This window comes from Paenibacillus sp. BT-177 (assembly GCF_025846815.2).
GTDB lineage: Bacteria > Bacillota > Bacilli > Paenibacillales > Paenibacillaceae > Paenibacillus > Paenibacillus polymyxa_C.
Genome location: NZ_JAOYTP010000005.1, coordinates 64460 through 88582 on the forward strand (window position 1 = coordinate 64460; position 24123 = coordinate 88582).

The window sequence follows — 24123 nt, forward strand, 5'->3', positions numbered from 1 at the left end:
CCTGCTCGTTGCTGTAAATCAGCCTAAGCACCTGAGAGTTTTGCCCCTTCGGTTGGAACTTTCATTCCATCTCCCGCAAACATCAACCAGACATATGAAATTTTTATTCATTATACAGAAAAATTTCAGCTTATTACAAGTGAAAAATTTGTGAAGCCCTCGGAAAGAATCAATAGAGTGTCTATACAAAAAGCGGGTACAGCAGATTGCATCCTGAGGATTTTCTCTGCTGTACCCGCCAAAACGATATGGAATTATAATTCTTCACCGTTGGTTGCTATCACATTTTTATACCAGTTAAATGAGTCCTTTTTGGAGCGTTGAAGCGTTCCGTTACCGTCATCATCCAGATCAACGTAAATAAATCCGTAGCGCTTGGACATTTCGGACGTAGACATGCTCACAAGGTCGATAGGTCCCCAGCTGGTGTAACCAATCAGATCAACACCGTCAGCAATCGCTTCCTTCATTTGGGCAATATGCTGACGCAAGTAATCAATGCGATACGTGTCATGCACAGAGCCGTCTTCTTCTACCTTATCATACGCACCCAGGCCATTTTCCACGATGAACAGTGGCTTTTGATAGCGATCATAAAACGTATTCAGTGTAACACGCAGGCCGATCGGATCGATCTGCCATCCCCAGTCGGAGGACTGCAAATACGGATTTTTCACACCGCCTATCAGGTTCCCTGCTGCCTTTTCGCCTTCTGGCCCTGCCGATACGGTCAAGGTCATATAGTAACTAAATGAGATAAAATCGACCGTGTTATTTTTCAAAATTTCGGCATCGCCGGGTTCTGTCTGGATCACAATATTATTTTCTTCAAAATAGCGGTTCATATAGTTGGGATATTCCCCACTAGCATGCACATCCGTAAAGAACAGGTTCATTTGATTTTCATGCTGTGCTTTCAGGATATCTTCTGGGTTACACGTATGTGGGTAGCTTTCAATGCGGGCCAGCATACAGCCGATCTGAGCGCCCGGAATGATCTCATGTCCCCGTTTGGTCGCCAATGCACTTGCTACAAATTGATGGTGCAATGCTTGATATATCGCTTGTTGCTTGTTTTCTACACGGTCAATAACCACACCGCCGCCTGTAAACGGGCTCATAGTCATGACATTAATTTCGTTAAAGGTCAGCCAGTATTTTACTTTATCCTTATAGCGTGTAAATACCGTTTCGGCATATTTTACGTAATGATCCACGACTTCGCGTCCCAACCAGCCATTATATTTCTGTGTCAAACCTAGCGGTGTTTCATAATGCGACAGTGTTACCAAAGGCTCAATACCATACTTGCGCAGCTCATCGAATACATTGTCGTAGAATTGCAATCCTGCTTCATTCGGCTCGGCATCATATCCATTCGGGAAAATCCGCGACCAGTGGATGGACATCCGGAATACTTTAAAGCCCATTTCTGCAAACAAGGCAATATCTTCTTTGTAGTGGTGGTAAAAGTCCACACCTTCACGCTTTGGAAAACGGGCGTTTACCTTCCCTGCCAAGATGTCCTCCAGTCGTTCGGACGAAATTTCTATAGCATGATCGTTCTTACGTTCTGATTTAGGTACATAGGCTATCATGTCTGCGCTGGACAGACCTTTTCCATCTACGTCAAAAGCACCTTCCAATTGGTTGGCTGCAGTTGCCCCGCCCCAGAGGAAGTTTTTCGGGAATCCTTTTAGCGTCTTCGTCATGGTATGAAAACCTCTTTCCTTAATTTAATGTTTTCACTTTAGTCAGTAACCCGTCAGGTGCTGCAATGCGAATCCATAACTAACGGTAACCGTTCTCCTTTGAAATGCATCGACAGATGCTTTAAAATAGACGTAATGCCCTCATAAGCATCCTAATTGTTGTAACGCGTTTCATGTCAAGTATTTTTTTCTTAGGTGAGGAGAAGCATCATGTCGAATCTTGATCAAATTGCAAAACTGGCGGGCTTTTCCAAAGCTACGGTATCCAGAGTGTTAAATCAGTCCCCCCATGTAAGCCACGAAACCAGAACTAAAATTTTGAAAATCATGCAGGAATTGGATTATGTTCCTAATCGGAATGCGATTTCTTTATCCAAGGGCCAAACGCTTCAGATTGGTATCATCACATCAACTATTAATGAAATTGTTCTGGCATTTCTGGACAGCTTTGTAGAAATCGCAGGACAATATGAATTTCAAACCATTATTTATACTTCGGGAGAAGACAAAAAGAAAGAGCTTCAAGCTTTCGAGGATTTAAAAAGAAAAAGAGTCGATGCGCTGGTTATCATTTCCTGCGTGAATGACACTGATTTTTTGAGTACTTATTGCAAATATGGACCGATCGTGGCATGGCAGCGAATGGAGCATACCGATATTCGCTCCGTCGCAATGGATCAGTATGAAGGATATATGTTAGCGCTCAAACATTTGATACAAAAAGGCTATACACGTATAGCCAATGCTTTTGGTCGTCCAAGCAGCATCAATACTCACAGCAGACAACGAGCTTATGAGCAGATCATGAGTGAACACAATCTGCCAGTGTTGCAGCACTGGAACTATTCTTCTATTTATAACATTCGTGACGGCGAACAGGTTGTGCGCAATTTATTACAGCATCGTGAGGAATTTCCGGAGGCTATTTTGTGTGCAAACGATTATGTAGCAGTGGGCATTCTCTGCGAAGCGCGCAGACAATTGCTGAAGGTACCAGAAGATCTGGCGATTATTGGGTTTGATAACACGGAGCTGGCGCACACGATGGGAATTACAACGGTTCAAAATCCCATTATGGCTCAGGCACAAAATGCTTTTTTCATGCTTTCTCCTCAGCTGATTGGACGCCAAATGGAGCTTCATTCGCTGGAGTACAGCCTCATTGAGCGTACGACCACTTAAAGTTACTGTTGACTCGCAAACTAGGCAAATGGGCGTTAATATAAAATATTTTTTGTCGAAAGAGAATAAAATATGTTGAAATCGCTTTTTTTTGTGCTACAATAGCACTATATCGAAGGATTGTGACCGGTGATGCGGGCAATGCCTGAGTTCAATTGAGTGCTATTGCTAACAATAGTATTGAATTGTGCTTGGGCATTTTTTATTGGTAAAGGATGGGAGGGGGAACTTCAATGATTATTGAGAAGGTGCTCAATAACAACGTCCTGTTGACTAAAAATGATAAAGGCAAAGAGGTTATCGTCATGGGAAGAGGTATTTCCTTCAAAAAGGTGGCTGGCGACCAAGTCGATGATCATAAAATAGATAAGATTTTCATGTTAAATGAAAACGAGTTCACGGCCAGACTAACTGAGCTGCTGAACGATATTCCCGTGTCTCATCTGGAGGTCGTGAATGAAATCGTGACCCATGCAGCAGAAGTGCTGGATACGGAGTTAAGTGATAACATTTATTTAACATTGACCGACCATATTCATTTTGCCATACAGCGGGAAGAAAAAGGATTAGCACTCAAAAACGCGATGCTGTATGAAATTAAACGCTTTTACAAAAAAGAATTTGCAGTTGGACTGGATGCTCTGCAAAAAATAGAAAATACGCTCGGTGTAAAATTGGGCGAAGACGAAGCGGGATTTATTGCATTGCATATGGTGAATGCACGGATCGACGGTAACGAGATGAAGGCTACACTGAAAATGACCGAGATTGTCCAACACATATTGAACATTATTACGTATCATTATGGGATTGTGCTGGATGAGTCTTCTTTTAGCTATTCGAGATTTTTGACCCATTTGCAATATTTTGCAATGCGAGTGATTCGCAAAGAGGTTATTCACAGTGGTGAAGAATTTTTGTACAACCAGGTAAAGCAAACATATACCGAAGCTTTTGCTTGTGCCCAAAAAATTAATGAATATCTGGAAAAAACATATGATCAATATTTAAGCAAGGATGAATATGTATATCTAACGATTCACATTCATCGGGTAACTGAGCGTAATAACATATCAGGCTAAAAACTTCATATCCTCATCGTTCATGGATTGTGACTGGTAAGGCAGGCAAAACCTAAACTGATGGTGAAATCAACGTTCCCTCATAGAAGGAGTGCGTCGTTTTCACCACGAGTTTAGGTTTTTCTTGTTTACAAGGTTATAAAGATGCACGCCGGCGCATCTTAGCAACAGCTGTAAACGGTAAATCCTATCAGTAGCAAGAATAACACTTAAGGAGTTCTGAACATGAGTGATAAAGAGCTATCCAAAAAAATAGTGACTCTCGTTGGCGGCGAAGAGAATGTCAATTCGGTATTTCATTGCGCTACACGCTTGAGATTTAAATTAAAGGATCGCACAAAAGCGGACAAAGCTGCACTGGAAGCTACGCCTGGTGTCATTACAGTGGTGGAAAGCAGCGGACAGTTCCAAGTGGTCATCGGTAACAATGTAGGCCAAGTCTTTGAGCATATGATGGCAGAAACAAATCTGCAGGATGCGGATAATCCAAATGCGAAAAAAGAAGAATCTTCCGAAAAAACGAATTTTCTCGGCAAAGCGGTCGATATCATTTCCAGCATTTTCTCCCCTCTTTTGGGTGCTCTTGCCGGAGCAGGTTTGCTCAAAGGGATTATGGCCTTAATTGCGTCGCTTCATTGGATTGATACTGCAAGCGGTACGTATCTCATTCTGAATGCCGCTTCGGACAGCGTATTTTATTTCTTGCCTATATTCCTAGCTATTACATCGTCCCGTAAATTTAAGACCAATGCCTTTGTATCAGTCGCAGTTGCTGGAGCACTCGTGTACCCGGATGTTATTGCAGCGGTGGACAATCCGGCAAAACTGGCTTTTCTCGGGATTCCAATCATTCTGATAAAATACAGTTCCAGTGTAATCCCAATTATTCTCGCGGTATGGGTACAATCCTATGTGGAACGCTGGTTTAATTCCTTTGTTCATCAATCAGTTAAAAACATTATCGTACCTATGCTATCACTGCTGGTCGTTGTTCCATTGACGTTTTTGGCCTTTGGTCCAGTCGGTAACCTGATTAGTCAAGGCTTGGCGAACGGTTTTACATGGGTATACAATTTAAGCCCATTGATCGCCGGGGCTGTTGCTGGGGCATTCTGGCAAGTATTTGTTATTTTCGGCGTACACTGGGGTTTCGTTCCTATTATGCTGTCCAATATTCAAACATTGGGTTATGACACGATGCTTCCAATGCTTACAGCAGCCGTACTTTCTCAAGCTGGTGCAACACTGGGGGTATTCCTGAAATCACGAAATACTCAAATGAAGGCTTTGGCTGGTTCCTCTACACTGGCAGCTGTATTCGGGATTACTGAACCTACGATTTATGGTGTAACTTTGAAATTGAAAAAGCCGTTCATTTATGCTTGTATTTCTGGTGGTATTGGGGGCGCGATTATCGCTTCCGGTGGAGCGACTGCAAAATCCTTCTCCCTGCCTAGTTTACTGGCGCTTCCAACTTATTTTGGAGCTGGATTCTTGTGGGTTGTCCTCGGCTTACTTGTTGCCTTTGTACTCGCAGTTGTATTGGTTATGATTTTGGGCTTTGATGATCCAAAAGAAGAAGCTGCAAAAACAGAAACAGCACCCGTAAAAAAAGAAGTAACAATCGAAAAGGAAATCCTCGTAAGTCCGTTGCAAGGTAAAGTGCTGCCATTGGAACAATCTTCTGATGTTGCTTTTGCTTCAGGCGCTATGGGAAAAGGAATCTTGATCGATCCTACAGAGGGTGTGCTGACATCTCCGGTTAACGGAACGATTACGACCGTATTCCCGACCGGACATGCCATCGGTATTACTTCCAATGACGGAGCAGAAATTCTGATTCACGTTGGTGTTAATACGGTGAAGCTGAAAGGACAATTCTTTGACAAGCGCGTCAAAGAGGGTGATGTGGTGAAGCAAGGGCAGTTGTTGCTTGAATTTGATATCGAACAAATTAAGGCGGCAGGCTATACAACGACTACGCCGATCATCGTAACCAATTCCGCTCAATACCTGGATGTACTGAACACCATGGAAACTGAAGTGAAACGTGAGGATTACTTATTGACTGTTGTAGTCTAACGTTTAACTTTCAGACTAAAAGAAGCTTTCCTAATGGAAAGCTTCTTTTTTATACATCATGAGACAAGTGTTACAGCGAAAAACGGAAATATCATATATTGTAAGTTTGAGATTGTAAAAAAAGGAGGATTTCTGTGAAAAAAGGATATATCGCCGGGTTAAGTGTCATTGTGTTGCTTATCATTGGTATCGCTATTTCAGCTGTAGTTAAATTTCAAGACCTAGAGCGGGTAGTTCAGCAGAAAGATAAAGAGATCCAAGCGAGCAAAAGCAATTACCCCGAAATATATGACCACTTGAATGCGGTTACAATTGATGGTTTTAAACAATTCATTCAGCAGGATCAAAGTGTATTTGTTTATGTTGGCAGACCCAGTTGTGGCGACTGCAACCGATTTGAGCCTAACTTTAACAAGATGATCGAACAGTATGATCTGGGCTCCAAAATTACGTTTTTGAACGTTCACAAAATTCATAAGGACAAAGCCCAATGGAATAAATTCAAAGCAGATTACAACGTAAAATACACCCCCACGATTGCAGAATTCAGAAACGGCAAGCTGGTGGATAAAATAGAATGGACGCCGAAAAGAGACCTCAGTACAGATGCCGTAAAAGAGTGGCTAACCTCCAAAAAACTCATTTTATAAGCCTCTTTCCTATCCAATTCATTAAGAACAATACGAGTTATTCATGCAAAAAAGGTATTCAAGCGAACAACGCATGAATACCTTTTATTAAGAATGTCCAAATCATCAAGCTGATTAAAAATAGTTCCTAGCGCTCTTCACTCGCTTCGGAAAGCCTTGTTTACACCCATCCGTTCCTATATTGCAGGCGATTATACAGTACGAGCATCAATCGAATCGGGAAATTCATATCGAATAATATCCGTTTCGGATACGATATGTCCGATTTGTGACTCAATGAATTCCAAATCTCCCTCTACTGCACCTATAAAATGCTTGGTACCAGGTTCTACAACGATGACCATACCAGGGCTGACGGTCTGTGTCATCCCATTGATACAGACGCTTCCGGTTCCTGAAACGATGGTCCAAACCTCTTTTCGAAACTGATGCTCATGATAGCTGATAAATCTCCCCTTCGAAATGACAACCCGTTTGGTGACCGTTTGTAACCCACTTGCTGCTTGCTGATGGGATAAGACCGTTTGCTTACCCCAAAAGCGCTCCTCAAAACGCGGTCCAATTTCAATTTCTGCTACCATATCCTTAATCCCCGTTGATGATTGTCGATCCGTAACCAACACGCCATCCGGTCCAGCAACGACAATAATGTCTGGGACATTCCAGATGCTGACCGGAATCTCCAGTTCATTGATGATATGCGAGTCATGTGATGCTTCTGAAATATATCCGGGACCGCTCAGCTTTGAACTCACTTCCCGCACCAACGAATCCCATGTTCCTAAATCTCTCCATTCTCCATGATATGGGAGCACGGAGAGCTTACGAGTGTGTTCTACTACCGCAATATCAAAGCTGGTTTTAGGCAAGTCTGCGTAATTTGTCGAAAGTGTTTCATAATCGGCTGGTAAACCCATTTGTGTCAGCACATCCAATAAAAAGCCGAGTCTAAAAGCAAACACTCCGCAATTCCATAACGCTCCTTCACGGATCAATACTTCGGAGCGAATCAGATCAGGCTTTTCTACAAATGAACTCACTCTATAATATTCCTGGTCAGACAAAGGAGATGAAGGCACAATATATCCATATTTGTCCGAGGGCTCAGTTGGAACAGCCCCCATCAATGCGATATGGCTTCCTGATTGCTCTAATATCGAAGGAAGCCTGCGCAGGTGCTCGAAAAATTCATCCCCCGCATAGCCATCCACCGGCATGACCCCTACGATTTCGTCGCGTGATGCGCCTGCAACGTCATGCAAGTAAGCCGTAGCCAGGGAAATAGCCGGAAAGGTATCCCGCTGAGTCGGCTCCTCAATCACCACAGCGTCTCCGCCAATTTGCCCCTGAATCAGTTCGATCTGAGTTCCACTCGTAGAAAAATAAGCTTGATCTGCCAAATCAGCTTCATCTAACTGTCTCCATATCCGTTGCAGCATACTTTCCGGTCGCTCGTCATGACGTAGGATGGAAAGAAACTGCTTGGGGCGGTTCACATTGGATAAGGGCCATAGTCGTTTACCCGAACCTCCGGATAATAAAATCATTCGCAAAGATGCAACCTTCTTCCTTTAAATTCATATTTTCCTTACATTATAGGACTGTTTGCTTTTCGTGCTTTTGCCGAATACATAAGTATGTAACATCGTAGAACATACATAGTTATGCAATGTTAATTGTATCTTTGTCCGTACAGGAGATGTCTGTCATGCCTACAAAAATACTCATCATTGAAGGTCAAAAAAGTTTGGCTGATATGATTGCTCTTCATCTTCAAGAGGAAGGCTATCATACCGAACTAATCTATGATTGTAAACTCGCAATTCCTACATTAATGCACTTTAAGCCGGACATTATTGTGACCGCGCTAATGTTTTCCGGTAAAGTCGAATGTGAGCTGATCAGCCACATCCGCCAATTTACTACGGTTCCTGTGCTCGTCATCTCTAATAACACCCTGCTGAACACAAGAATAAAGGCTCTAGACGACGGAGCGGATGACTTTTTATGCAAGCCCTTCAGTCTGAGAGAGTTAAACGCCCGCATCAAAGCCTTGCTGCGCCGCAGTGGCAGCAACATGCTCACTGAGACACCAACGATAACCCAAAAGCTTAAAAAGGTAAGAGTCTGGGTGAATGATTACCGTCATAGCCTGTTGGTCGATGACCAGGAAATCGAAGTTACTCACATCGAATTTTCTATTATAAAAGAGATGTCCTGCAATCCAGGGAAAGTTTTTACCCGTAGCGAATTGATGGATCGGGTCAAAGGCGGCGATGGCGCTTATCTGGATCGTACCATCGACGTACATATCTCCAGCCTCCGCAAAAAAATTGAACGTGACCCTAAAAATCCTCAGCATATCCGTACCGTTTGGGGCAGAGGCTACAAATACGAGATGTAGCCGTATAGTAACGGTCTGGTTCCCTCTGGGCAGCTTGCTTCTTATGGAAGCTTCCGCTTTGTCCATCGCCGATAAGGAAGAAAACAAGCTGCTCCACCCAATATCCCTATGACAAACAATACCCAGCCAAAACGGTAGGCTGAAGCCAGAATAATGACAACCTTACCGTTTCCGCTGCCATTCGTTATGAATCCGGTCGTTACTCCATTCACAGACAGACGTGCTCGCTGATTTTCGCTACCCAGCCTGAACTCCCATAATGGATTGGGTGATTCTGTCTCCCGGATCAGCACCTGCTGATGCATTGGATTATATAGTGTAAAGCTGCGTTCCATGGAATTTTCACGAGTAGCCTGAATGCTTTCCGAAGCGTGTGGTGCCATAAAAAAGGTTTCCATATCCGTTCCCTCAAACAGCGTAAATTGATCCACTGTAATCATCGCTTGATAAGGGATGATGGAATATTGCCTCATTTGAAATAAGCCTGATTGCTTCTTGTGCGCATGCGCCAATATCTGAAACTGCATCAAGGCGGTTCCTGCTGGAGCCTTCACTATTTGATCATAATGATTCCATTGCTCCTTATCTCTCTCCTCTACCTCATCAATATAGGAGGTTTGAAGAATCTGGGACGCTTTATTTAAGAAAATGACCTTCATGTGCCGACTTCCAATTTGTTCTGATCGCGCATCCAACTGCACCACGTACTCTTGCAGCGGCTCTGCCTTCATTTTTTTGGACGCATAAATATTCCAGTCACAGGAATAGCTAGGTGCGTAACGGATAGACAGTTCTTTGTCCTGGATGGACAGATTCGTCTGACCAGGCCGAATATCTGCTACACATCCAACTTCCGAGCCCAATGATTCCTTCGTGTCCTGCCCAGGCATTACCGTCACTTCCTGCCCGTCCATTCGATGAATATCTGTAAAATGGCTCAATGACGGCACCTGACTGTCCAGGGCAAGGGTTAAGCGATATTTTCCCTTGGTTAAGAACAGATTTTTAAATTCGACTCGGCCATAGTCGTTCAGCAGGCCAGGAATTTGTATGCTTTTCTTGGCAAAGCTATCTTGGTTGGGCACCGTTTCAATAACCTGCTTTTCGGATAAAGAGGTAGCGGGTAATCGCTTATAAGAGTCCTCCGTACGAATCGTTCTGGTCAGCACCTCTCCAGTCTCTTCATTCTTCCATTTCATGGTTAACGATCCTTCATATCCGGCAGGTAAATTAGCCAAAATAGCTGTGGCATAGGTTCCCGTTTTGGCGACTTCCACTTCTCTGCTTAACGTCCCTTTTTGGTAACTGATTCCCCGTCCCATACTAAGTCTTGGTAAAGCACGTTCCGTCTGCACATTCCCTTGAGCATTAAAATCGTTTTCTGCCTCCAAGGTGAAAAAGAGCTTGCCCCGCTTCAATGCCTGCTCCACCGGAAAAGATAACCGATCTAGTTGATCCACAGGAACAATCGCAAATTGATTGACCGCATTAAAGCCTTGCAGGTTATTAACCGTGACTGGGTTATCTCCTTTTGGAAAAACATGTTCTCCCAGATCGACCCATTGGAATTGGTTTAATCCCTCATCATGGGTCTTGATGTTAGTCACTCCATCCGGCAGTGTGACTTGCAATTTCCCGCCTGCCTTATTCATGAACACTCTAGCATATACATGCGAGGTTTGAGGCTGGTCCATCTTTTTATGCATCGTAAACGTGTTAGGCTTACTGTATTGCCCCAAATCACGCAGCTGAATATCGTGAATCCACCAGTAATTTTTTTGCTGCGGACGCTGGAGGGTTAACAAATCCATTCGCATCCAATAGCTACCAGGTGGTGAAACGTATTCCCCGTAAAATTTTACACTGTCAAAATTATAGCCCTCTGAAGGTGCCACAACATAGCTGACCCCCAGCTCACGCATTTGCTTATCATAAAACCTCATTTTTACATGCATTTTGTTCGTCCCACGGCCAGAAACGGTGATGTGGAACTGATATGGATTATTTTCCTTGGCTTCTAGCAATCCAGATCTGGCGACCTGCCATATATTACTCGGATCTCCCTTCATAATCTCGCCATGCAGAGTCGGCAAATCGTTTGTTTCCTCTCGGGGGTTAGCCTGCACACTGAACAACTGCGGATTATCAGGCTTGAAAAAGGTTTCCGTTCTCAGCATAGAGTCAAAATCCAGCACCGTATTCCCTTCAATGCTGCTCATCTGATACGGTGCTACATCCAGCTTCTTACTGGCGAAGGTGACTGCAATCCCTGCATCCATCTCCATATCAAACGGGAAGTTCCGTATATTTTGGGAGGATAAATACCACAACCAATCGTTGGTTGATGCAAAAGTTTTGGACCATTTCAAAAAAGCATTGCCATCCTCAATCGCATCAAAAGGCCGCAAGTAATCCTCTGCCGGGAGCTGTGACAACAGCAAGTCATTGAAGGAGGCTGCCTCCACATAATCCCCCTTGTTGATCGTCTGAATGGCGTTTAGCTCAGGCTTTAACGCGCTGAACAGCACTCCAAAACGGCTGAAATCAAAACCAGGCAAATGACTATAGCTCTCCAGCCGGCTAAATCCGTAAGGTGTCACAATTTTACTTGCAAGGATATTCATATAGGGCGGTGCCTGATCAAGATTGAATATGGAAAATAAGTCGTTCTTATACGTACGTTTCAACCCGGTCTGACCTTCCAGCTGAGACAGGTGGAAATCCTGCCGCTTCTCCTGTCCCTCATATTCGTCATGGTAGACCAACTGGTTGACCCCAAAAGTAGAGAATAGCCAGCCTAATCGCGAGCTTAATCCGTTGTCCATAACATACTGCAGAAAATTCATATAGTATGTAATACCGGGATCATTGCCTTCATGATGAAAGATCGTATTTTTAGGAGAAGAGTATACCTGAAAATCTCCAGTCGCCTTCTCGGTTGCCGTCTTTCCTTTATTCCATTTGGGCGTCGCTACTCCGTTATAGCTTTGAATCATATTATCAGCAATTGGAAAATACAGTGCCTTGCTGTCAAAACGATCTGAGTCAGTCAGCTTTTCAGCCATTTGACTATAAGCCTCCGGCACTTGTACCGGCTTGTAATACCCCTCAATGAACTGCGTACGCAAGGGAGCCAAATACACGCCCAGGCACAAAACGACGATAACAACCGCCAGCTTTTTATACCCACGCTGTAGCGGTGACGATCCAAACCATTCCATACATTGAATGACGCCAAAGGTCAGCAACACTCCGAAATTAAGGGAGAGCAGTCCAATAAATTTGTTAGGATCACGGAAAACCGAACCAATCACAGGGGTTTTCGTAACCAGAATGACAAACCACTTGGCAATAGACGGAAATGTCGTTCCAGTCGCTGCAACCATAAATAACAGCGTAAGGAGCGAGAAGATCAGAATGATCGGATTTTTATGTGAACGTGTCACCATCGCGTACCCGATCAATAGCAACAAGAATCCCCCACCTACATAAAACATCGCAGGCAGCGAGGAAAACGAGAACATGGGCCACCAATAGCTCAGTAAATAACCCACATTATATAAACTGCTGTTACGGCTGAATAGAGACAACGTATCCACGACGTTGATATTATGCTGAGACGCTTGAGCGTCCATCAACATGCTGCCTACATACAGGGACAACCAATAAAAACTGAGCAGACCGAAAAACACACCAAAAATCATGCCTTTACGCAAAAAATTACCGTATAAGGGCTGTAAATAGGCGCGCCCTGCCTTACGATGGGTCCAGGTCAGTTTGAGCAGGAGCAACATGGTGAACAATCCCAAATAAATCATCCCAAAGAAAAAATAATGAATGGCCGCAGCACTCACGGTAAATACTGCAGCCAGCAGGAACAGGTCAATCCAGTTCCGCTGATACAATTTATGGGGATGATAGTTTTTAATTTGTTGAATTTGAAACTTGGGGTCCACCGCACTGAAAAAAAATCGCAGCATTAACGGAAACAAACTATAGCCACAAAGCAAATAAATATGCTGGATGCGAAAAATAACCCACGGATTCAGTGCATAAAACAACGAACCCACCACAATGGCAAAAATACGGGTTTTCGTAAAGCTTGGTGAATAATACACGCTGACCAGTCGCTTGGCAAAGGCATACATCGAAAATGCTGAAACAAATAACAAGCCTGTGATAAACGACTTGAGCAAGACCGGGCCGCTTTCGTCAAATAATAATGAAAGTCCATAGAAAGGCAAGATGTACAGAATGCGTGGAGCATTGAACAGAGTCGAGGTAGACCATCGTTCGTTCCATACCCCGGTTATTTCCTCCAGATACCGATGAGAGGTGGCTCCAAAGGCAATGTCACTGAACACGATTTGGCCTGGTCCATAGATGGGGGCAAGATACGCAACGATCGCAACCAGCATCAATATGATTGCCGCCATATCGTAGCGATAGCGAAATATCCACTTTTTCATGCTTGTCCCCCTCTCTTGAACTTCTTGTGTATCTGTTGGTTATCTAGGACCTATCTTCTCAAATGAACGATGGCCTGCAATCCCTGATCGGTATTACGCAGCTTTAAGCGACCACCTATAGTCTTCAGATATGCATCCATATGATACAGGCTGAACGTATGCTCCTGCGCATTTTGAGAATAATCCGGCTGGAAATAACTCCAACGCATCTTATCATCAATCCCGCCGCCTGTGTCTTCAATGATAATCATAATTTCAGCTTCTTCCAGGCGTGAGCTAACCTTAAGCATATGAGATTGCCGCTTGGACCGCAGGCCCGTTCGGCCCCGTTCCTGATCCTCCAGCTGCTCTCCATCTCGGTTCATGGCCTCTACTGCATTTTCCAGCAACCCCTGAATCGTTTTGTACAGCATAGGTGCTTGTGCTGCAATGGATGGAACTGGCTCTTGCCGCATGATCACTTGAATGTGCTTCATATTCAGCGAACGGTTCGCCCATTTCAGTGATTCGGACAATACCTCGTTCATATCCGTGAAGCTAATTCCACTATTATCATGCATTTTCTCTTCCAGCTCATCACGTAAGCTACGGACACCTGTCAGTAACTCTCCAAGTGAGGATTCCTGTCTGAGACGGCCCTGGATGAAATTTTCATTCAGCTCGCGGAAATACTCCAGTTCCTCATGAGATGCTCCTTTTCCCTGACTGGAAGCCACTTCAAAGCGGTTGGCTAGATCTTGGTAAAATCCCAACAGCTTTAAATCATCGCCGCCCGTGAGACGGCTAGTCTGTTCTTGCAGCTCTTGCAGCTGCTGCTCAATCGTCTGCATTAACGGCAAATAATACGTGTCCTGCTGCTGTCGCATATCTTCATCCCGCCGCTGGTCACGCACTTGATTGTTCACGATGGCATCTTTCACAATCCGTTTGCGGAACTGGATGAGCATGGCCCACAGAATCATGAGTATTAGAGCCATCACCATCCACAACTGTTTGCGAAAGGAGCTAATTCGCTGGGCAGTGTCCTGACTAATATCCTTAACCGATATGTAAAGGGCCTCTTCCCCAATGCGGCTGAATCCTATTCCGTATTTCTCTCCACGATCTTCAACGATACCCGTATTGCCCTCCAGCAGCTTACGGGTTACACCCGTGATGTCCGTCCGGTTGATATCCGGAGTATTTCGGGAAGCTACGATCTTGAATTGACCGTTATAAAATAAAGTCTCATGCTGATTCACCGGCTTACTTTTAATAATTCCACTAAGCATTTCAGCGTCAACCGTACGCACCATAAAACCGCCCGTCTGCGCCCCTTGAATCCTGCACGCTATGTACTGGGCAGGCTGATGATCCTCAGTCACAGAAGAGCTTACCGCACAACCATTTTGCAGCCATTTAATCTGCTGGACTGCACTCTTCATCTCACGATTGTCACGTCCGGCCATCACATGATACTGTTCATCCAGCACATAAAAAGACCCGCTTTCACGCTTAAACCCCTCAGGGTACTGGCGTGTTCCCTGATTCAGCATATCTCTGCCCAGACTGGACGAAAGCTCCTTCAGTTCAGCCTGCCATGCGGCATAACGCTCCGTTATGCTGCCAGACAGTTCCTGTACCTCGTACTGGAGCTGCTCATTCTGAATATCCGCCAACTGACCGCTGAATTGCCGCATGACAAACCATTGTAGCACAGCGGCCAAGAACACGGTCACACACAGGACGATCAGGTACAGGATCAGCTTTTGCCAACTTGGTTTCAACAAAGCCCATTGCTTCATGCCCTGGCCCCTCCATTTAGTTCAAGACGGCTCAAAATTGCTTGCATCAGGCATTCCAGCTCGTAGCTGACCAGCGGTAGCCGTGCGCACAGCAACCGGGGAGTGCGACGCTGGAGTGCGGCAAACCTCGCAGCGGTTTCCGTTGCCCCGTCCGTCAGCAGAATCAACTCGCATGTTTTTGCGATATACAGGCGATCCAAATCTTCCTCGCTGTATGCTCGCAAATCAACAACGTAAATATCATGACGGTCGTCCATATGCTGAAGTGCGCTGGAGACAGCCAAGGTCACTCCTGTATGTCGCGCAGCATGATATTGGTGAAGAAGACGCATCCCTTTTTCCCAGAGCGCATGTTCAACCGAATCAAATCGTTCACAAAAAAGACGCAACGCCCGTTCTGTACTGACATCTTTCAAAAATGCCAAAACGCTGATATTATACATGTAGTTCCTCATTTCTTACTTCCTGATTGGAGTTGCGCAGTTCTTATGACACCCCAAAACATTCTATTTGTTGACGACAGTCCAATGGTTCTGTCCCTGCTTGAACGGACATTGATGCAAGAAACATTCACCTTACATACCGCTCACACGCCTAAAGAAGCCCTGCAAGTGCTTGAAAAGTATCCGATTGATGTAGTCGTTTCCGATCTGCTTATGCCTGGTTTGGACGGAATTACGTTCCTTCGTATGATTAAGAAGGATTATCCGCATATCGTACGCATCATTTTATCTGGTCACCTGCATACGCAGTCTATTTTATCGGCCATTAATCAAGTCGGCGTGTTCCGTTTTCTAACGAAACCGCTGGAGCTGGATGATGATACGCTAAAAAAGATACTGTATGAGGCGCTTGATCAGGCTAGGCTCAATCGAAACAGCCTGTATGCAAACCAGAACGTCGCATCTGACCTATCGGTATTTATAAACAGCATTTTGAATGCTCCGTACCGACCGTATGTACTGCTGAATGATCAAGATATCGTAACCGCCGTACACATTGCACTTGCTGAACTGTATCCTGTCGGCTGCTCACTGCGTCATCCTGACGGTGAAGGTATTCAGTTAACTCCGCATTCATTATATATACCGTATGAGGAGCCGGAATCTTCCGATCCCGACTTGTACTCGCTGGATACGCTGACCCTCGGTCATTCCTCGTTACGCCTTATCCGCCTTAGCGAGATCGCCTGAGTGACGGGTGCCGCCCTTTAACATGGCGGCTACCCCAATCACAGTCAGGCAGGTATACATCCACAACATCCCTGCCGTCAGCAGCGGATGGCGGATGTAGTTTTTCACATTCCCCCATGTATACAACACCGGACGGAAGAAGTACCAACGTTCCAGCGCCTTTCGCAATCCGCCCTCTTCAGATGACATTGTACGATCCATTACCGAGAAGTAGTAGGCTTTTTTACGTAATACATCCTGCAGATATACCTGTTTTTCGTCATGATATACCCGTGTAAAAACCGCCCGGCGAATGACTCCGCCAGACTCTATATAGCGCAAGGTCGGCTGTATTTCTTCAAAAGCAATCTGCTCCGCATTAAATCCGCCTGTCGATTCGTAAGCACTCATTCGCCAGAAGCGTGCTGCTTCAATAGAGCGTTTTCCCAAGGTCTCTCCCGCGTTGTTAATGACATTCCGCTCGAAAACTTTCACTTTGGAAAAAAAATTATTTGCTTCCGAATATGCCTCCTCCGGAACAACCAAGGCGCCAATATCTTGATGATTGTCAAAAAAGTCGATGCTCTGCTGAATCAGATGTTCGGCTAAAATCATATCGGAATCCAATACAAATATGTATTCAGCCCCCAAGTGTTTCGCTTCCTCAACTGCCCGGACCCTCGCAACTCCCCGCTCTCCATGAGGAAGCTCTAGTATCGTTACAGGTACCGAACTTCCTGCTGACAGCATACGAATTGTCTCAACCGTCCGGTCATTGGAGCCATCATCAGCAACTACAATATGGAGATCCTTGTAATTTTGCCCCATACAGCTTCGCAAACAAGGCTCTATCGTACGTTCATTGTTGTACGTGGAGAAGAGAATGACCACTTTGTCCACTCTGTTCCGCCTCCTCTGTCCAATTCTCCATCAACTGCTCAAACGCGGCAGCTGTATGATCAAAATGAAATCTTAGCGCATATTGGTACGCTCGCTCACGGATGGCCATGTAATCTTCGCCACCCTCTGCCGCTCTTTCCATTTGTTCAGACAATCCTCGAATATCGCCGTGAAAGCATAAATATCCGCTTTTTCCGAAATCCGTCGCATCCACCAGACCGGGTGAATTGCTGACAATACTAGGTGTTCCAACGGCTGCCGCTTCCGTAATCGTTAACCCCCAGCCTTCACGCAGGGAGGGAAACACAAGCGCATGGGCACGACTCATCAGCTCCAGCTTATGCTCTGCTGAAACAAATCCGTAAAAGGTAATATCGGCTTGGGATTGTCCTTGTTCATCCGGTTCTCCGTATGTCAATTCATACCGCTCTATAATCGGTAATAATTGTTCTGTCACATAGGTTTTATCGGTTTTTCCAGCAATCCATAACATAGCCTGGGGGAACTTTTCCTTGAGCTGCCCAAAGGCTTCAACGACCAGATCAATGCCTTTATATTTAACGAAGCGTCCGGCATACATAAAGGTCGGGTTAGACTCCTTCATTAAAAATTGTTCACGCGGCCAATGATCAAACTCAATGCCTTCCGGTAAAAGGTGAACACGATCCGGGTGAAAGCCCAGCTTAAGCAGATCATACCGGGTAGACGGGGATACGGTGAGCGTCCGATCCTTCCGAGCCAGCTTAAGCATCAGGGGTTCCATATGAAATCCAATCATATTTAGCGGAAATCGAGCATTTTCATACCATATTTCCCTTGTTAGCTGGTGTATGAAAAAGATCCGCTTGGAGGCCTCCACCCAAAATCGGGTAAAGAACTGATGCGTATTCGCCTGATTAATTACATAGTCAATCTGCTGCCGATGAAGACGGTAATAGCGCATCGCATAATAAATAACACTGTATATGTTTCCTTTTCGAATATACGTAATACCGTCAATGACTTCATGCTCAGGCATCCCCTCAAATTGGGGTGAGAAATGAATGAACTGAAAACGGCCTTGCTGTGTGCGTTTCAGCATTTCATGGGTGAAAATTTCTGCTCCTCCGCTTTTCGGAGAACGAATGTCACGCCAGGAAAGCAATAGAACGACGGTTTTACCGTTCTGTTCAGGTATGGTATTCATGGGGTGAATCCCCCCTTATCTTTATTTTGAATAAATATATATAGGCATCTATCACAAAATAGAGAGACATTGCTCCATAAACAATGAACTCTGACAGCAAAAAATCTACTGGGTCTGTGTGAGCCATATGAAAGGCAGCTACTAAAACAGCTGCTCCTGCTACCAGACTAAATATAAATTTGCGTCTGCCCACCAATACGTGCACATGCACAAAAAACATCACGATGGAAAATAGCCAGTACACCCAACCCCCCCATGGAATATAGACCTCAGCTGACTGGTAAGAAGCTCCGAATAATATGGGAATAGACGTTGGGAACACAAAGGTCGTGCCCACATATACACACAGCGCAGCAACAGCCATTAACCCAGCATAGATGGCAATTAACTTGCCCAAAGCCTGGCGGTCATGCCCCTGCGCACCGATCTTGGGAATAAAGGCCGCGATCAGGCTGTAGGAAACGTAATAGACCAATTGGCTGTACTTCAGCGCAATGGCATAGCTGCTGGCTTGCTCGGGAAAGTAATGCTGTACATACAACATGTCGATGGAGATACAAAATAGAATGAATAAATTCGTCATAAGGCTATCGGTAAAATCCTGACCTAGCGACTTCCATAACCCAGAAGGGATACGTTCTCCACTGTGTGTAGATAAGGATAAGCCACGAGCCGAAACGATCCAGCCGTGAAGCAGCGACAGCAACATTCCTCCGCAACTTGCCAACAGTAGCGCTTCTAGCTTTAAACCTAGTGCGGCCAGGACAAAAAACAGGCTCAGTTTCCCTAATACCTCAATGTAATAATTCACATTGAGCGCTAGCATGCGTTCCCTACCCTGTAAATCTCCGCGACATGAACTCACGAGAATATGCAATCCGATCAAGGCATACAGCATGAACAGCGGGCCAGACTCAACACCCAATAGCGAGTGCAGCAACGGATGAACGGAAAGTAAAATGATCATGGCAAGCACAGTTAGCACTAGAGATGCTTTTAGTAATAGAGAACCGAGTGGTAAGATGCGTAGCGGAAGCTTCTTGTCACCCTTGGATACCAGCTTGGCGGTTAATAGCTGGATGGATAAGCCCAAAACGGACAGCAGTGCAAAGAGGGCCAGCAGCGCGTTCGCCTGACCATAGGCTTGTCCGGTAAGATACCAGCTCGCTGCAATGTGGAAGAAAAAATTAAATCCGTTAAGCAGCACATTAAAGAGGGGAAACATCAACGAACGCAGTCGGTTGTTCACGTGGTTATCTCACCCGCCGATCCAGTCGCCAAATCTCAATGATAGAGCGTAAAAAACGAATGGAATCTTTCCAGACATGAATGTGCGAGCCATCTCGGTCAATGCATTTGACGGGTAATTGCAGCACACGGAGCTGAAGTCGCTTGGCAATAAACATCATCTCCAGATCCAGCGCCAGTCCGAGTTGTTCCTTCAAATGTGGAAACATCCGCTTCACGGCAACCGAACTCATCACTTTAAGACCCGTCTGGGAATCTACCACACCTGTTGGTAAAAAGGGGCGAGAAACGACCCGTTTGCCAAAGCTAACAATAGATCGCAATAAAGAACGATTCTCGGCGGTCATATCTTTGGTTCCGATCACAACATCATAGTAGCCCTGCTGAACAACATTGATCATTCTGGCAATATCCTCAATAAAAAAGGAATCGTCCGCGTCCACAAATACGTAGTAATCCGCACCGATGGTCCGCATTCCTTCCAGATACGTCCCTGCCTTGCGCGTATTGCGTCCCAATTCCCTTGTTTGAAGCAGTGGACTCAAGTTCTGGTTAATCCGGTTTACGGACAAGTCCGTTGCTGCCTCCAGCGCTTTAATCAAGGCATTCGTGCCATCGTGGCTACCATCATCAATGAGATAAATCGAACCCTCTATAATATGGCTGCGGATAAAGGCTTGCAGTCGCTCAGCAAAGGTTTTGACATGAACAAAACGTTTCTCTTCGTTATACACAGACAAGATGAATGCAACATGTTGGCTTTTAGTCGAATACTCGGGATAGAGCAAGCTTTGTATTTCAGAAAGTATTTCTTCGGTATCATTGGCTTGCCAAAATAGCAGACGCAATCGGCCTACTCCGATAATCTGCACCATATGCTGATCACTGAACGGAAAGGTTACATCCGTCACCAATAGCAATGGCATTTGCGGAAATTGGCTACGGATCTGATTAGCTTTCCGCACGGCTTGCCCCGGCTCCCTATAATCTATCAGGCAGCAACTTGCGCCCTCGTAGACTGAAGCTTCCTCCGTGTCCTCGCACTGTATATATTGGTAAAAACAAATCACATTGGGATAATCAATAGCCCTGTTGTTATCGCTAAAAATGGCTATAGGTCCCTGCACACAAACCTCTCCTTTTCCTTCGAATAATTCTATTTTGTTGAAAAAGAATTAAAAATGTTTGCTTAGTAAGATTAAATTAATGTCCAAATACTTCATATTTTCTTAACAAAATAGCTCACATCCCTTGATATATAAACATTTAAGAGAAGAAAAATCTATTTTCATATTTGATAAAGACAGAGTATTTCGACCTGATTCATTAGGACTATAAACGTGCGAATTACAAGATGAATCCGAAACTAAATTAGTTCTATAAGATTAATAAGAAGATATATATATGGTCTTTTTGTCATAGATAAATAGAAGAATAAAACCAATTTGCATGTCCATACTATGGACAACATGTCATCTTTCATCATGAATAATTATCAAAATACAGGGAAAGAAGGTCTTTTTATGGAAGCATTCCATGTCAATCGTGATGGGTCATTATCTACTCCCTTACGAGGAAAGGACGTGCTAGCAAACCCTCTTTTGAACAAAGGAGTGGCATTTACAGAAGAAGAACGCAAAGAACTGGGCTTGGAAGGAATTCTTCCTCCCACTGTCCTTTCATTGGAGAAACAGAGCGTTCGGGCATATCAGCAATTCTTGGCACAACCCACCATGCTGCGTAAAAATGCCTCACTTAACGACCTTCACAATCGAAATATCGTACTCTACTATCGACTGCTAACCGACCATTTGAGTGAAATGCTGCCCGTAGTCTACACACCGACTGTAGGAACCGCCATTCAAGAATACAGCCATGAGTACAACCGCCCTGGGGGCGTATATTTATCGATAGATAATCCGAACGGTATTGGACAGGCGTTTTATAATACCGGTTTGAGTAGTGAGGATGTTGACCTGATCGTCGTGACGGATTCGGAAAGTATTTTGGGGATTGGTGACTGGGGTGTCGGGGGAATTAACATTGCTATTGGCAAACTCGCTGTATATACAGCTGCGGCAGGCATTCACCCCGGGCGGGTGCTGCCCATTGTACTGGATGTCGGCACGAATAACGAGAAGCTGCTGAATGATCCCCTGTATATCGGAAACCGGCACAAACGAGTTCGCGGGGAAGCCTATAATCAATTTATTGATACCTTTATCAGCAAAACGTTAACACAATTCCCGAAGGCGCTTTTGCATTGGGAGGATGTGGGTAGCGTGAACGCACGACACATTATAGGGAAGTACGGTCAAAACATTCTCACCTTCAATGATGATATCCAGGGCACAGGAGCAGTGACATTAGCTGCGATTGTTTCGGCGGTAGGTGTCACTAAAACTCCGCTACGTGAACAAAAACTACTTGTCTTTGGTCCAGGGGCAGCAGGAATCGGTAACGCCGACCAAATACGGGGTGCAATGATCGAGGACGGGCTTCCTGAAGAAGATTCATTCAAGGCATTTTGGGCCTATGATTATCGCGGGCTGTTAACAGACGATATGGAAGATGTACTGGATTATCAGAAACCATATGTGCGTAAAAAGGAAGAAATCAGCTCATGGGCCCGATCGGAAGATGATAAAATACCGTTGCTGGAGGTCATCCGTCAGGTAAAACCCACAATCTTGATTGGAACTTCCGGTGTAGCGGGTGCCTTTTCTGAAGAGATTATCAAGGAAATGGTAAAGCATGTGGAACGACCGATCATTATGCCCATGTCTAATCCTACCAACCTTGCTGAAGCGGTACCCGAAGATTTGATACGATGGACTGATGGCAAAGCATTGATTGCTACCGGAAGTCCCTTTGAGCCCGTCACCTATAACGGTACGAAGTTTGAAATTGGACAGGCGAATAATGCCTTTGTCTTCCCGGGGCTAGGCCTGGGCGCAATTGTGGTCAAGGCCAAAAGAATTACCCCTTCTATGTTTACCGCAGCAGCTGATGCCGTTGCCAACGCCGTAGATTCGAATGAACTTGGCGGTGCACTGCTGCCCCATATCCGAAAATTACGTGATGTTTCGTTCGCGGTTGCGGTTGCGGTAGCGAAGGCTGCAATTCAGGATCAGGTAGCTCAGGCACACATTTCAGATATTGAACAAGCCATTCGGGATGCGATGTGGAAACCGGAATATGTAAGGGTCAAAGCCGTGGAAAGTGTAATCCAGCACCCTCATTAATCCTTGACCGGAATCAAAGCAGTTTGACATAACCTAGGAACGAATGTACAGTATTAGTCAAAAGAATAGGAAAGTCCACTAGGGGAGCCACTATGGCTGAGACAAGAATGAATCTTGGACCCTTTGAACCTGATCTAGTTCGTACTAGCGTAGGAAAGTGGAGCCTTCGTATATAAGGTTTCAAGCGTTTTTTGCGCATTGAACCTATGTTGAAGCCGCTCCAGTTTTCGGGGCGGCTTTTTGGCGTTGTTCCGAGAATTGTATCTTACGGGACTTCTTGTTCTCCATTTTTATTGGAGGTGGGGAAATGAGTTTTTCGCAAGAACTTCGTCGGCAGGCGGATGGCATTTTTCAAGCCATTTATGAGCATCCCTTTGTGAGAGGTATTGCTGAAGGAAATTTAACAAGGGAGCAGCTGATTCACTATGTAAAACAAGACTTTGAATATTTGAACGCCTACATGCGGATTTACGGCATCGCGATCTCCAAAAGCACAAGCCGGGAGGATATGGCTGTATTTAACGAACAGATCTCTTTTATTCTCAACAGCGAGGTTCATCCACATCAAAACTTTTGTGCTATCGCAGGTGTCACCTATGAAGAGATGCAGGGATATCCACTCGCTCCGTCCGCTCATCATTATATCCGCCATATGCTGACAGTCGCACATGAAGGTAGTCTTGGAGAAATCATGGCCGTGCTGTTGCCATGTCCCTGGACATATCTTGAGATTGGACGCAGGCTAATGGATGAGGTAAGACCGGACGAGTCTCATCCATTCTATGAGTGGATTTGTTTCTATGGAAACCAGATTGAAGATGTAACATCCAAATATCGCGAGCGTGTGGATGCTTGGGCGAATGTCGCCACGGCTGCCGAGCAAGAGCGGATGATTGAGCATTTTATGCTAAGCTGCCAGCTGGAATATATGTTCTGGGATATGGCTTATAAGCAGGAACAATGGCCCGTCCAGATGCGCGCTACGGTCTTGGAATAATCAGTAGAGA

17 protein-coding genes and 2 riboswitches are annotated in these 24123 nt (G+C 45.0%); of the genes, 8 read left to right on the forward strand and 9 right to left on the reverse strand.

The genetic code is table 11. The annotated features are described in order from the left end of the window. Position 1 precedes the first annotated feature (1 nt). Positions 2-86, reverse strand: a riboswitch (glycine riboswitch). Positions 87-254: 168 nt separating this feature from the next. Further along, positions 255-1712 carry a glycoside hydrolase family 1 protein gene (locus tag OIU26_RS16540; protein ID WP_264217432.1) on the reverse strand — a complete coding sequence of 486 codons (1458 nt, stop codon included), beginning with the start codon at positions 1710-1712 and terminating at the stop codon, positions 255-257. A gap of 210 nt (positions 1713-1922) precedes the next feature. On the opposite strand from OIU26_RS16540, the gene OIU26_RS16545 reads away from it, so the two are divergent. The 4 genes from OIU26_RS16545 (at position 1923) to OIU26_RS16560 (ending at position 6708) form a co-directional block, all read left to right on the forward strand. Continuing rightward, positions 1923-2894 (forward strand): LacI family DNA-binding transcriptional regulator, encoded by a 972-nt coding sequence (locus tag OIU26_RS16545; RefSeq protein ID WP_013372718.1) that lies wholly within the window; start codon positions 1923-1925, stop codon positions 2892-2894. 233 nt (positions 2895-3127) lie between these two features. Next, positions 3128-3976 (forward strand): BglG family transcription antiterminator LicT, encoded by an 849-nt coding sequence (gene licT / locus OIU26_RS16550; RefSeq protein WP_016818607.1) that lies wholly within the window; start codon positions 3128-3130, stop codon positions 3974-3976. A 225-nt stretch (positions 3977-4201) separates the two neighbouring features. Continuing rightward, positions 4202-6058, forward strand: a complete 1857-nt coding sequence (locus OIU26_RS16555; RefSeq protein WP_058830499.1) for a beta-glucoside-specific PTS transporter subunit IIABC — start codon at positions 4202-4204, stop codon at positions 6056-6058. 134 nt (positions 6059-6192) lie between these two features. Beyond that, positions 6193-6708, forward strand: a complete 516-nt coding sequence (locus OIU26_RS16560; protein ID WP_264217433.1) for a thioredoxin family protein — start codon at positions 6193-6195, stop codon at positions 6706-6708. Between the two features lie 191 nt (positions 6709-6899). Here OIU26_RS16560 and OIU26_RS16565 read toward each other — a convergent pair whose 3' ends face one another. Continuing rightward, the gene (locus OIU26_RS16565) at positions 6900-8255 is read right to left on the reverse strand and encodes a sugar phosphate nucleotidyltransferase (RefSeq protein WP_264217434.1); all 1356 of its coding nucleotides are present in this window, start codon (positions 8253-8255) and stop codon (positions 6900-6902) included. Between the two features lie 161 nt (positions 8256-8416). On the opposite strand from OIU26_RS16565, the gene OIU26_RS16570 reads away from it, so the two are divergent. Continuing rightward, entirely contained in the window at positions 8417-9112 is a 696-nt protein-coding gene (locus OIU26_RS16570; RefSeq protein WP_013372723.1) for a response regulator transcription factor, read from the forward strand. Positions 9113-9153: 41 nt separating this feature from the next. On the opposite strand, the gene OIU26_RS16575 is transcribed toward OIU26_RS16570, so the two are convergent. The 3 genes from OIU26_RS16575 to OIU26_RS16585 are packed head-to-tail and all read right to left on the reverse strand — an operon-like array spanning position 9154 to position 15808. Further along, positions 9154-13581 carry a nucleoporin NDC1 gene (locus OIU26_RS16575; RefSeq protein WP_264217435.1) on the reverse strand — a complete coding sequence of 1476 codons (4428 nt, stop codon included), beginning with the start codon at positions 13579-13581 and terminating at the stop codon, positions 9154-9156. A gap of 50 nt (positions 13582-13631) precedes the next feature. Next, positions 13632-15365: an ATP-binding protein gene (locus tag OIU26_RS16580; RefSeq protein WP_264217436.1), complete on the reverse strand. Its 1734-nt coding sequence runs from the start codon at positions 15363-15365 to the stop codon at positions 13632-13634. Further along, the gene (locus OIU26_RS16585; protein ID WP_264217437.1) at positions 15362-15808 is read right to left on the reverse strand and encodes a hypothetical protein; all 447 of its coding nucleotides are present in this window, start codon (positions 15806-15808) and stop codon (positions 15362-15364) included. Before OIU26_RS16585 ends, OIU26_RS16580 begins: the two co-directional genes overlap by 4 nt. Positions 15809-15853: 45 nt before the next feature. On the opposite strand from OIU26_RS16585, the gene OIU26_RS16590 reads away from it, so the two are divergent. Further along, entirely contained in the window at positions 15854-16558 is a 705-nt protein-coding gene (locus tag OIU26_RS16590; protein WP_013372727.1) for a response regulator, read from the forward strand. Here the strand turns inward: OIU26_RS16590 and OIU26_RS16595 are convergent. The 4 genes from OIU26_RS16595 to OIU26_RS16610 are packed head-to-tail and all read right to left on the reverse strand — an operon-like array spanning position 16526 to position 20998. Continuing rightward, on the reverse strand, positions 16526-17437 hold the full coding sequence (locus tag OIU26_RS16595; RefSeq protein ID WP_264217438.1) for a glycosyltransferase family 2 protein: 912 nt from the start codon (positions 17435-17437) through the stop codon (positions 16526-16528). The genes OIU26_RS16590 and OIU26_RS16595 overlap by 33 nt on opposite strands. Further along, positions 17397-18623: a glycosyltransferase family 4 protein gene (locus tag OIU26_RS16600; RefSeq protein WP_264217439.1), complete on the reverse strand. Its 1227-nt coding sequence runs from the start codon at positions 18621-18623 to the stop codon at positions 17397-17399. The genes OIU26_RS16595 and OIU26_RS16600 overlap by 41 nt, the downstream gene beginning before the upstream one ends. Continuing rightward, positions 18607-19872 (reverse strand): transporter, encoded by a 1266-nt coding sequence (locus OIU26_RS16605; RefSeq protein WP_264217440.1) that lies wholly within the window; start codon positions 19870-19872, stop codon positions 18607-18609. The genes OIU26_RS16600 and OIU26_RS16605 overlap by 17 nt, the downstream gene beginning before the upstream one ends. Positions 19873-19876: 4 nt before the next feature. Then, positions 19877-20998 carry a glycosyltransferase gene (locus OIU26_RS16610; protein WP_016818594.1) on the reverse strand — a complete coding sequence of 374 codons (1122 nt, stop codon included), beginning with the start codon at positions 20996-20998 and terminating at the stop codon, positions 19877-19879. 396 nt (positions 20999-21394) lie between these two features. On the opposite strand from OIU26_RS16610, the gene OIU26_RS16615 reads away from it, so the two are divergent. Both OIU26_RS16615 and tenA read left to right on the forward strand, forming a co-directional pair. Further along, entirely contained in the window at positions 21395-23116 is a 1722-nt protein-coding gene (locus OIU26_RS16615; protein ID WP_264217570.1) for an NAD-dependent malic enzyme, read from the forward strand. A 70-nt stretch (positions 23117-23186) separates the two neighbouring features. Continuing rightward, positions 23187-23289, forward strand: a riboswitch (TPP riboswitch). Positions 23290-23423: 134 nt separating this feature from the next. Continuing rightward, entirely contained in the window at positions 23424-24113 is a 690-nt protein-coding gene (gene tenA, locus OIU26_RS16620) for a thiaminase II (RefSeq protein ID WP_013372733.1), read from the forward strand. Positions 24114-24123: the final 10 nt, after the last annotated feature.

Excerpts from the sequence above, each read along its gene's own strand:
- OIU26_RS16540 (WP_264217432.1), bottom strand. The coding sequence starts at position 1,712 with ATGACGAAGACGCTAAAAGGATTCCCGAAAAACTTCCTCTGGGGCGGG.
- OIU26_RS16545 (WP_013372718.1), top strand. The coding sequence starts at position 1,923 with ATGTCGAATCTTGATCAAATTGCAAAACTGGCGGGCTTTTCCAAAGCT.
- licT (WP_016818607.1), top strand. The coding sequence starts at position 3,128 with ATGATTATTGAGAAGGTGCTCAATAACAACGTCCTGTTGACTAAAAAT.
- OIU26_RS16555 (WP_058830499.1), top strand. The coding sequence starts at position 4,202 with ATGAGTGATAAAGAGCTATCCAAAAAAATAGTGACTCTCGTTGGCGGC.
- OIU26_RS16565 (WP_264217434.1), bottom strand. The coding sequence starts at position 8,255 with ATGATTTTATTATCCGGAGGTTCGGGTAAACGACTATGGCCCTTATCC.
- OIU26_RS16570 (WP_013372723.1), top strand. The coding sequence starts at position 8,417 with ATGCCTACAAAAATACTCATCATTGAAGGTCAAAAAAGTTTGGCTGAT.
- OIU26_RS16575 (WP_264217435.1), bottom strand. The coding sequence starts at position 13,581 with ATGAAAAAGTGGATATTTCGCTATCGCTACGATATGGCGGCAATCATA.
- OIU26_RS16580 (WP_264217436.1), bottom strand. The coding sequence starts at position 15,365 with ATGAAGCAATGGGCTTTGTTGAAACCAAGTTGGCAAAAGCTGATCCTG.
- OIU26_RS16585 (WP_264217437.1), bottom strand. The coding sequence starts at position 15,808 with ATGTATAATATCAGCGTTTTGGCATTTTTGAAAGATGTCAGTACAGAA.
- OIU26_RS16590 (WP_013372727.1), top strand. The coding sequence starts at position 15,854 with ATGACACCCCAAAACATTCTATTTGTTGACGACAGTCCAATGGTTCTG.
- OIU26_RS16600 (WP_264217439.1), bottom strand. The coding sequence starts at position 18,623 with ATGAATACCATACCTGAACAGAACGGTAAAACCGTCGTTCTATTGCTT.
- OIU26_RS16615 (WP_264217570.1), top strand. The coding sequence starts at position 21,395 with ATGGAAGCATTCCATGTCAATCGTGATGGGTCATTATCTACTCCCTTA.
- tenA (WP_013372733.1), top strand. The coding sequence starts at position 23,424 with ATGAGTTTTTCGCAAGAACTTCGTCGGCAGGCGGATGGCATTTTTCAA.